Genomic DNA, 9,531 nt, shown 5'->3' on the forward strand with positions numbered 1-9,531 from the left:
ATGTTTAATCGTATCTCCATGATTGGTTTGGGCTATATCGGCCTGCCGACAGCTGCTCTGTTTGCCGCCAGGGGCATTGAAGTCATCGGTGTTGACGTCTCCCCCAAGGTGGTGGAGACGGTCAATGCAGGCAAAATCCACATTGTTGAGCCTGAACTGGACGGGATCGTGCACAAGGCGGTCACCGACGGCAATCTGCGCGCCACCCTCAAGGCAGAACCGGCCGAGGCCTTTGTCATTGCGGTGCCGACCCCCTTCAAGGAAGGCTATGAACCGGATCTGAGCTATATCCAGTCGGCGGCCAATATGATTGCCCCGGTGCTGAAGGCAGGCGACCTGGTGGTGCTGGAAAGCACCTCGCCGATTGGCGCTACCGAGCAGATGGCCATCTGGCTGGCCGAGGCGCGCCCGGATCTGAGCTTCCCGCAGGATGCCGGCAATGAGGCTGATGTGCAAGTGGCCCATTGCCCCGAGCGGGTGCTGCCTGGCCATGTGGTACGCGAACTGGTGGAGAATGACCGCATCATCGGCGGCATGACGGACCGCGCCAGCGAGATGGCGATTGCTATGTATAAGAAGGTGGTGCAGGGCGACTGTATCGTCACCGACGCCAAGACGGCGGAGATGTGCAAACTGACCGAGAACAGCTCGCGCGATGTGCAGATCGCCTTTGCCAACGAGCTGTCGGTGATCTGCGACAAGTTCGGCATCGATGTGTGGGAGCTGATCTCGCTGGCCAACCGCCACCCCCGCGTCAATATCCTGCAGCCTGGCGCCGGTGTTGGCGGCCATTGCATCGCCGTGGACCCCTGGTTCATCGTCGCCTCTGCACCGGATGAGGCCAAGCTGATCCGCGCCGCCCGCGACGGCAATGACGGCAAACCCAAATGGGTGATGCAGAAGGTGCGCGATGTGGTCATGGATGTGCTGGCGGCGGAACCGTCCCGGTCCATGGAGGACATAAAGGTTGCCTGTCTGGGCTTGGCGTTCAAGCCGGATATCGACGATCTGCGTGAAAGCCCTGCTCTGAGGATCACCTCGGAGCTTAGCAAGCTGGGGTGCCAGGTCCTGGCAGTGGAACCGCATATCGATGCGCTGCCATCCAATCTGGGCGAAGGCGGCATTGCGCTTTCGGACTTGGAAGAGGCGCTGGCTGTTGCCGATGTGGCCTGCGTGCTGGTCAAGCACTCTGCCTTCGAGGGGCTCAAGGACAAGCTGCCAGAGGGGCTGAGGCTGATCGACGTGGTTGGTCTGTGAAGCTTCTGCTGCCGCAGGATTCATGAATCCGAAATACACAAGGATTTTCCGTTACCGAAACCGAGGACGGAAAATCCATTTTTTGGCGGAGATTGCAGAGGATCTCCCTTACGCGCGCAAGAGGGTTCGCGGTGCTTGCGTGGCCGGCGCGTTGTGATTTGCGACGAGTACGAGGCCTGGCTTTTCGATGCGTGTGGCCTTTCCGGCCCAGCATCGATGCGCTCCTGTGGGAGAGTCGGCACTTCCTGACGTGGCAGCACGAACGATGCGGTGCCGAAGGCCTGATGGATCTGAGTGTCGGTGACATCGACCGATGCCAGGGGCAATCTTTATCGGCTCGCACTCTATCGCAAGTTCGAGAAACTATACAGTCTGGTTCGAAGGCGGTTCTGCGATGCCGGCATCAAGCCGCCAAGCAAATGCGGGCCGTATATCTTCCGCCATGCGTGTGCGGCCGAGATGCTGTGCAGGTCAGTTCCGCAAAAAGTCATCGGTGACCTTTCGAGGCATTGCTCAACCGCGTCGACGGCCCCCTACCCGAAGCTTGCCACCGAGTATCTCAGGGCCATTGCGCTTGATGTGCGGGACGCGAAGGTGCTGGTATGACCGTTCGATAGTCCGGTCCCGATCGCACGACCATTAACCACTATCTCGCGAGCCTTGGCCTGTGCAGCATGAAAAGCCGGGCCTGCTATCGTCAAAGCTTGCATGGCTTCCAGGACGTCGCCGAACATCACTGTGAACTCGGTCAGGACGTGCCGGTTGCGTGGCTGCTGGTATCGGCTGAATGCCGGGCAGCGACGACGCTGCTGCATCGCGCTCGTATCGTTGACCGATTCCTCAATCACCTTCTAAAAACCGAGGTGATCGACCGCAATCCCGTCACAACTCTGCGCGACCCGCGACGATAAAGACCTCGAGCGGCGTGCCGCTCCGCCGAATCGTGACTGCCGTCAGGCGCAACAGGGTCGCGGCGCGGCTTGAGGATCGTCGAGCCCGCGAGGACAGCAGCTTGCCGCCTGATATCTTGTTGCCAGGCGCGAAGCAGAGCCAAGACGTGATGTGTTTTGCGCTTGGCCATGCCTTCAGGTCGGTCCCACACTCGGCAACCAGCTTCAGCGCCAATGATGACCCGAGGCCATGTATCTGCGTCAGATTCACACCGACAACGCCATGGAGAGCAGCTCGGACATCGAAAGACGGCGCATTGGCTGTCCGACTTCAGACAGTACAATTTCGTCATCTGCCTAACCGGGATCATCGCCAAGGTGGCGTCACCACTTTCAAGTGCGCATCAGCCCATGTGTCATGTTTTTTATGGGGTGGGCTCCTCCAATAAGCGACCGGAAACTGGCCTCCAGACGGCGAGGGTAACACAGGTCGTTTCTACCGCGCACAGGCGGACTCTGACCCGGAATGTTTTTTAGCACCTCCCTCTCCTCACGCAGCAGATAGACTTCTTTACGCAGGCGGGTATTTTCTTTCTCTACATCTGCATGTGGGCGAGACATCAGGTCGCCATTCTGGTGTTGCCGTACCCGCTTGATCAGGGTTGCCCCCAAAAAAATCTGAAGCAATTTGGGGATGCGTCAGACCGTTTGTCGTTGCAATCCGAACCGCATCACGCTGGGACTTGTCGCTGCATCTTGGTGCTGTGTCTTGTCTCCTTCATTGCCAGAACCGCTCGAAAGAGATCGGAACAAAATCGAGACAAGTTCACAGCGCCTACCGGAGACTGAGGCTGGAAGTGAGGCACAAGCCGGGCTTTGGGCCAGTGGGCTGCTGCATGCGGCGATTGTGCAGATGCCTTTGATTTGCGATCCTGGGGTAATTTAAAAGGCAGGTAGAGATAACCGCTGAGGTTGTGATATGATTACCCCAATTCTATTATGCGGCGGCTCCGGCACCCGGCTGTGGCCTCTGTCGCGCAAGAGCTACCCCAAGCAATTTGTGCCGCTGACCGGGGAGGAAACGCTGTTTCAGGCCTCGGCCCGGCGGCTGTCGGGGGAGGGGTTTGCGCCGCCCGTGGTGCTGACCAATTCCGATTTTCGTTTCATTGTCACCGAGCAGCTGGCGGTGGCCGGCATTGATCCCGGTGCCATCCTGATCGAGCCTGCAGGACGCAACACGGCGCCTGCGGTGCTGGCGGCGGCCTTGTGGCTGGAGAAACAGGATCCCGACGCGCTGATGCTGGTGGCGCCCTCGGACCATGTGGTGCCGGATGCGGCGGCGTTCCGGGCGGCTGTCACGGCGGGCGAGGCGGCCGCCCGCGCCGGGCAGCTGGTCACCTTCGGCATCAAGCCGGACCGGGCCGAGACCGGCTATGGCTATCTGGAGCTGGCAGAGGACCCCGGCGATTTCACCCCGCGCCCGATCGGGCTGAAACGGTTTGTGGAAAAGCCGGATGCACAGGCTGCGGCGCAGATGCTGGCCTCGGGGCAGTATCTGTGGAACGCGGGGATTTTCCTGTTTGAGGTGAAAACCATCCTGGCAGCCTTCCGCGCCCATGCGCTGGATCTGCTGGCGCCGGTGCAGGCTGCCGTGGATCAAGGCCAGCCTGACTTAGGCTTTTTGCGGCTGGACCCGGCGGCCTGGCAGGGGGCGGCGGATATCTCGATCGACTATGCGGTGATGGAGAAGGCGGCAAACCTCAGCGTTGTTCCTTTTGCGGGCGGCTGGTCCGATCTGGGCGGCTGGGACGCGGTCTGGCGCGAGAGCGGCCCGGATGCGGCGGGCGTGGTGACGTCCGGGCCTGCCACCGCGATTGACTGTGCGGACAGCCTGTTGCGCTCAGAAGGCCAAGGGCTGGAGCTGGTCGGCATCGGGCTGGAAAATATCATTGCCGTGGCGATGCCGGATGCGGTGCTGGTGGCGGCGGCGGACCGCGCCCAGGATGTGAAACAGGCGGTGGCGGCGCTGAAGGGAAAACAGGCCAAACAGGCCACAGAATTTCCGATGGATCATCGCCCCTGGGGCTGGTTCGAGAGCCTGGCCGTGGGCGAGCGCTTTCAGGTCAAGCGCATCCATGTGCATCCCGGTGCGGCGCTGAGCCTGCAAAGCCATCACCACCGCTCGGAGCATTGGATCGTGGTCGAAGGCACCGCCAAGGTGACGGTGGACGGTACCGAGAAACTGGTGAGCGAGAACCAGTCGGTCTACATCCCGCTGGGGGCCGTACACCGGATGGAAAACCCCGGCAAGGTGCCGATGGTGCTGATCGAGGTGCAGACCGGCAGCTATCTGGGCGAGGATGACATCATCCGCTACGAGGACGTCTATGCCCGCGGCCAGGGCGCCAAAGGGTAAGGCGGCAAAGGGCAGAGGCTCAAAGCCTTGGGCCCGGCGCCGCTGGCGCGGCGCAGCGCCATGCCTAGGCATGGCGCCGGACCCAACGGGGAGGATCAATCTGTGATTGATCCGGGACGGGCGGGAGCCTGCCGCCGGATGAGGCGCTCTAAGAGACGCCGGAAGATCCCGCCGGCTTTCAGCACAGCAGCCATTCCTCGACCTCTGCGGAGATGTCCTGCATCCGGATCCAGCCGGGTGCTGTGGGCTGGCCTGTCCTGAGCCGCAGCTTGCCGGTCAGTCCCAGCAGCGCCCATTCGGGACGGGCGGCGCGCGGCACGTAAGGCTGTGACGGATCATAGGCGGGGTTTTCCTGCAGGCCCCCGTCTGCATCGCGCAGCAGGCTGCCGTAAGCGTCGCGCAGCCAGCGGTGTTTCCACTCACCCATGTCGCCATCGCCCACCACCGCCGGATTGCCGCTGATCACGCCCGCCGGGGTTTCCCCCGCGATGGCCGGGCGGATCTTTGCGCCCTCCAGCACCACAGCAAGTCCGCGGCGGTCTTCGGCATCCGGATTGCCATCCTCCCATTCGAACCATTCGGCGTAATCGGCGCCGCCGCCGGACCAGGCGCCGGAGCAGCTGCCGTTGCCGTCCGCGCCCAGCCGGAAATCGGCGCTGCCGCCGCCTGCCAGCAGGTAATCGGCGCTGCCGCCCAGGATTTCCAGATGCGCCGCCGGGCTGGCGGTGCCGAAGCCTGCGCGCCCGTCCGGCGTCAGCGCCAGCGCGGTGCTCCAGGCGCTGCCGTCGGCGGAGATCTTGATGGAGAAATCGTCAGAGCCCGCCAGCCCGATTTCGGCCCGGCCGCTCCAGTTCGACTGAAACAGCAGCGCGGCGGTGTCGGCGCTGCCGGCCTTGTTCACCTTGAGCTGATGGCCGCTGCCGGCATGGGTCAGCAGGGTGGCGGATCCCGCAACCGACAGCGGGTTGGCGGCATCCGCGGCGGTGCCCACCCCGAGGCGGCCGAGGTTCTGGGTTTCAGCGGGTGGCAGGATCCAGCTGCTGCCGTCCCAGATCCTCAGTTCCGCGTCCGCCAGGCTCCAGGCGCGCCAGCCGGGGGAGGGCGCCAGGAACAGCCAGCCCTCGCCCTGCCAGACCGCAATCTCAGCCCCATGGCCGGCCCAGGCACCGGCTGGCGCTGCGGCCAGCGCATGGGTCTCGCCCACAGCGGGGCTGGCGGGCGGGGCGGCGGTATCAAAGCCCTCGACGCGGAGCTGCACCAGCGCATCCAGCATCTGCAGCGCCTCATTGTGGGTCACGTGTTTCTGCGCCTGGGCAGGCATCAGATAGGGCAGGGCAAGGATCGGCGAGGTCTGGGTCATGGGCGGGGCTCCGGCGGCGGGGAAAAACGGGTTCCGCGCCAGAGTGCCAGAGCCGCGTCAAGCGCGCGATAACGGGGCGTGCGCTGCTTGCGCAACGGGGAGATCGGGGCAAACAGGGCGCCTGCGCGGGCAGGAGGCACGGGCCGCAGCTGTTCCCGGCCCGTTTCCGGCTTGTTTTGGGTCTGTTCGTTCAATTGTCGTCAATCTGTAAACAATGTCCCTGATTTTGCCCGCTTTGCTTCCCGCTTTGCGCCGGGGGCCGCGGCCAGTGTCAGCCCCGGGCCGCAAGCGCAAGGGAGCGGGGTTATGGCACTGGCATTCACCGGGCGGTTCGCCGCAGAGGATCTGATTTTCGGCACCGATCTGCGCGATCTGGAAATCGCCGTGCAGGACGGCCAGGCGGTGCTTTATGCGGCCACCGGCATGAATGGCGGCCTCAGCCGCTGGCAGCTGGACGGCACCGGCGCCCTGCCGCAGTTGGCGGGCCAGCAGCTGCACGGGGCAGCCGGGATCCGGACCGGGGCGTTTCATCTGGCAGAGGCCGGCGGCGGGCTGCGGCTGGTGCAGGGCCAGACCAGCCAAAGCGCGCTGACCTTTTATGAGCTGGCGGAGGATGGGAGCCTGGGCAGTCAGGACCGCGCGGCGCTGGCAGGGGCGGATGCGGGCGGCTTTGGCGCGGTGGCGGTGCTGCAGCTGGCGGATGGCAAATCCGCGTTTTATGCGGTGGGGGCGGCCAGCGGCGATCTGCAGGGCTGGCAGCTGGATGCGGCGGGGGAGGTGCAGGGCCAGGCCGGTGCGGCCTACAGCCTGGATCCGGCGGCGCTCTTGGCCACGGTGCAGACGGCGGGCGGCCCGGTGCTGCTGGCGGCGGATGCGCGGGGGCTGCACAGCTACCGGGCTGATGCCGCCAGCGGCGTGCTGCGCCCGGCGGATGATCTGGGGGCGGACCAGGGGCTGGCGGTCTCCGGCGTCACCGTGCTGGAAGGGTTCGAGGCGGGCGGCAAGGCCTGGGCGCTCTTGGGCGCGGCGGGCAGCAGCTCGCTCACCCTGATGCAGGTGGGCGGGGATGGCGGGCTGCGGTTCGAGACCCAGCTGCAGGATACCGCAATGACCCGTTTCGGCGGCCTCAGCGCGCTGGAGGTGGTGGAGGCAGAGGGCCATGTGCTGGTGCTGGCGGCGGGCAATGACGGCGGTCTCAGCCTGTTCACCCTGACCCCGGGCGGCGCGCTGATCCATCTGCAGAGCCTGGAGCACGCGCCCGGGCTGGGCTTGCAGAATGTGACCGCGCTGGAAGCGGCGGCGGTTGGCGGCCATCTGCAAGTCTTTGCCGCCTCCGGCGCGGCAGGCGGCATCAGCCAGTTCACCCTGCCGCTTGGCAGCCTGGGCGATGTGCAGATGGCGGCGGGGGCGGCGCGGCTGGACGGCAGTGCCGGCAATGACGTGCTGGAGGGCGGCCGGAGCGGTGCAAACCTCTATGGCCAGGCGGGTGATGACGTGCTGGTTGCGGGGGCCGAAGGCGGCTGGCTGACCGGCGGCAGCGGCGCCGATACCTTTGTCATCAACCCGGCGGCCGGGGCGGTGACGGTGCGCGATTTCACCCCCGGCGAGGACCGGCTGGACCTGTCGCTGTTTGACGGGCTCTGCAGCGTCGGCCAGTTGGAGGCGCAGGGGCGCAGCAGCGGCCTGGTGATGGCGGCGGGGGACACCCGGATCGTGCTGATCAGCGATGCGGGCACGCCGCTGGAACTGGCGGATGTGTTCGGCCCGGATCTGCGGTTTTCTTTCCCGCAGCGGCAGGGGGCGGGGGAGACCCTGCCGGGCGGCAGTTTCTACGGCGGCAGCGGCGCTGACCGGCTGGACGGCACCGGCGGCGATGACCTGCTGAGCGGCGAGGGCGGCAACGACCGGCTGGAGGGGGGGCGCGGCAATGACAGCCTGAAGGGCGGCAGCGGCAATGATGTGCTGGAGGGAGGATCCGGCAACGACCGGCTTTATGGCGGCGGCGGCAGCGACAGGCTGAAGGGCAGCAGCGGTCAGGACTTGCTGTCCGGGCAGGGCGGTCAGGATCTGCTGCAGGGCGGCCGCGGCAGCGATACTTTGTCCGGAGGCGGCGGCAAGGACCAGCTCAAGGGCCAGGGCGGGCATGACCGTCTGAAGGGCGGCGGCGGCAATGACAGCCTTAAAGGCGGCGGCGGGCGCGATGCGCTGGACGGCGGCAAGGGGCATGATCTGCTCAGCGGCGGCGGCGGCGAGGATGTCTTTGTCTTTGCCCGCGGCCATGGCCGCGACACCATTTCCGATTTCCGCCCGGGCCGCGACCTGATTGATCTGCAAGGGGCCGCGGCGGACGGGTTTGCGGATCTGGACATCAGCCGCCAGGACGGCGGTGCGCTGATCCTCACCGGGTCGGGAAGGATTTTTGTGGAAGACCTGAACCCGGGCCGCCTGGATGCGGATGACTTTTTGTTTTGAGGATGGCAGTGGCTGAGGATGACGCTGGCTGAATGTGACACTGGCAGGATATGCCGAACGTATACAGGTTTGACATTGGGGTCCTGGGGCCGCGGAACAGGAGGCCGCGCCAGCTGCCTGCGCGCTTTCTTGGGGCAGAAAATCCGTCATGCGGCCGGAGATCTGCGCTGTGACGGCATCCGGGCAATGGGTCTTCCAGCAGATCAGTTGTGTGATGCCAGGAGGATCAGGGTGTGACGTTTGCCGGGCTGTTGGCGGCAGCCCGTTAGCAGCATCAACTTTACGCTGCCCCCGGAGCACATTTTCTCCAGGAAAGCGGCAGATGAATAGGCTCCTGTCTGAAGCACCCCCGGTAAGGGTCAGCCTGACCCTTACCGGGGGTGCAGCGCAAAGTGTGGTCCGGGACCACACATCCGATGTCCAGTCAGACGAATGCAGGATAGGCGGATCGCCAGCAAGTAGACTACTCTTGAATTGAAATGCCGACCCGTAAGACACAAGCGAAGACTTATTTGCCCACGGAGCGCTATGCTGAGCTTGCTGCTGTTGCGGCGGCCAGGGCGCAAACCGTTTCGGCATTTCCGGGTCAGCTGATGGCACCGTAACGTTACTGCGGCGGTCCGTGTAACACGCGACATGGCGGCACAGCGGCATGACCGATATCGGCCGCTATCACGGCCACCGTTTCCGGCCTGACGTGATTGCAAACCGTCCGGCTGTATTTCCGGTGTCCCCTGAGTCTGCGAACCGCCCAGGTTTGCCCGGAGAGTGTTTCGCTCAATGCGCTGTGCGGCCTTATCTTTCGCTTTTATTTTTTCAAGGTATCGTAGCTCGTCCTCGGCTGGTGGCATGTAGCCGCATGACCACCGAAGCCGCTCCAGGCTTTGCGCTTGGCCGGTTAACTTTAAGGTGCCGATGGTGCACTTGCTCTACGCCGCCGCTTTTGCAGGGCCGCAATAAATTTTTACATAATACGCATTACGCACTAACTGGATGTAGCTGGGGTGGGTTCACATCCGAAGTGCAAATTCTGTATCAAAACAGATGTTTGCATGGAGGTTATTGAATGGGACGCAGTTACCCTCACCTGAGTTTGGAAGAACGCCGGAAGATTGCCAAGTGGCGTGAAGCCAAAA

7 protein-coding genes are annotated in these 9,531 nt (G+C 64.2%); 5 read left to right on the top strand and 2 right to left on the bottom strand.

Going from position 1 to position 9,531, the window contains the following annotated elements; translation table 11 throughout:
- The 3 genes from wecC to A2I95_RS15985 all read left to right on the top strand — a co-directional run bounded on the left by wecC (position 1) and on the right by A2I95_RS15985 (position 2,168).
- A complete protein-coding gene (gene wecC / locus A2I95_RS15975; RefSeq protein ID WP_291730934.1) occupies positions 1-1,257 on the top strand; it encodes a UDP-N-acetyl-D-mannosamine dehydrogenase in 1,257 nt (418 codons plus the stop codon).
- A 300-nt stretch (positions 1,258-1,557) separates the two neighbouring features.
- On the top strand, positions 1,558-1,863 hold the full coding sequence (locus tag A2I95_RS15980) for a hypothetical protein (protein WP_291730936.1): 306 nt from the start codon (positions 1,558-1,560) through the stop codon (positions 1,861-1,863).
- Between the two features lie 68 nt (positions 1,864-1,931).
- A complete protein-coding gene (locus tag A2I95_RS15985) occupies positions 1,932-2,168 on the top strand; it encodes a hypothetical protein (RefSeq protein WP_291730938.1) in 237 nt (78 codons plus the stop codon).
- Here A2I95_RS15985 and A2I95_RS15990 read toward each other — a convergent pair.
- Positions 2,140-2,418 (bottom strand): transposase, encoded by a 279-nt coding sequence (locus A2I95_RS15990; RefSeq protein ID WP_291730940.1) that lies wholly within the window; start codon positions 2,416-2,418, stop codon positions 2,140-2,142. The genes A2I95_RS15985 and A2I95_RS15990 overlap by 29 nt on opposite strands.
- A 708-nt stretch (positions 2,419-3,126) precedes the next feature.
- On the opposite strand from A2I95_RS15990, the gene A2I95_RS15995 reads away from it, so the two are divergent.
- Positions 3,127-4,563, top strand: a complete 1,437-nt coding sequence (locus A2I95_RS15995; protein WP_291730942.1) for a mannose-1-phosphate guanylyltransferase/mannose-6-phosphate isomerase — start codon at positions 3,127-3,129, stop codon at positions 4,561-4,563.
- A 178-nt stretch (positions 4,564-4,741) separates the two neighbouring features.
- Here A2I95_RS15995 and A2I95_RS16000 read toward each other — a convergent pair whose 3' ends face one another.
- Entirely contained in the window at positions 4,742-5,923 is a 1,182-nt protein-coding gene (locus tag A2I95_RS16000; RefSeq protein WP_291730944.1) for a DUF2793 domain-containing protein, read from the bottom strand.
- A gap of 306 nt (positions 5,924-6,229) precedes the next feature.
- Between A2I95_RS16000 and A2I95_RS16005 the strand changes: the two genes are divergently transcribed.
- The gene (locus A2I95_RS16005; RefSeq protein WP_291730946.1) at positions 6,230-8,395 is read left to right on the top strand and encodes a calcium-binding protein; all 2,166 of its coding nucleotides are present in this window, start codon (positions 6,230-6,232) and stop codon (positions 8,393-8,395) included.
- The last annotated feature ends 1,136 nt before the right edge of the window (positions 8,396-9,531 follow it).

The sequence above is a fragment of the Leisingera sp. F5 genome (genome assembly GCF_001593695.1).

Excerpts from the sequence above, each read along its gene's own strand:
- wecC (WP_291730934.1), top strand. The coding sequence starts at position 1 with ATGTTTAATCGTATCTCCATGATTGGTTTGGGCTATATCGGCCTGCCG.
- A2I95_RS16000 (WP_291730944.1), bottom strand. The coding sequence starts at position 5,923 with ATGACCCAGACCTCGCCGATCCTTGCCCTGCCCTATCTGATGCCTGCC.
- A2I95_RS15985 (WP_291730938.1), top strand. The coding sequence starts at position 1,932 with ATGAAAAGCCGGGCCTGCTATCGTCAAAGCTTGCATGGCTTCCAGGAC.
- A2I95_RS16005 (WP_291730946.1), top strand. The coding sequence starts at position 6,230 with ATGGCACTGGCATTCACCGGGCGGTTCGCCGCAGAGGATCTGATTTTC.
- A2I95_RS15995 (WP_291730942.1), top strand. The coding sequence starts at position 3,127 with ATGATTACCCCAATTCTATTATGCGGCGGCTCCGGCACCCGGCTGTGG.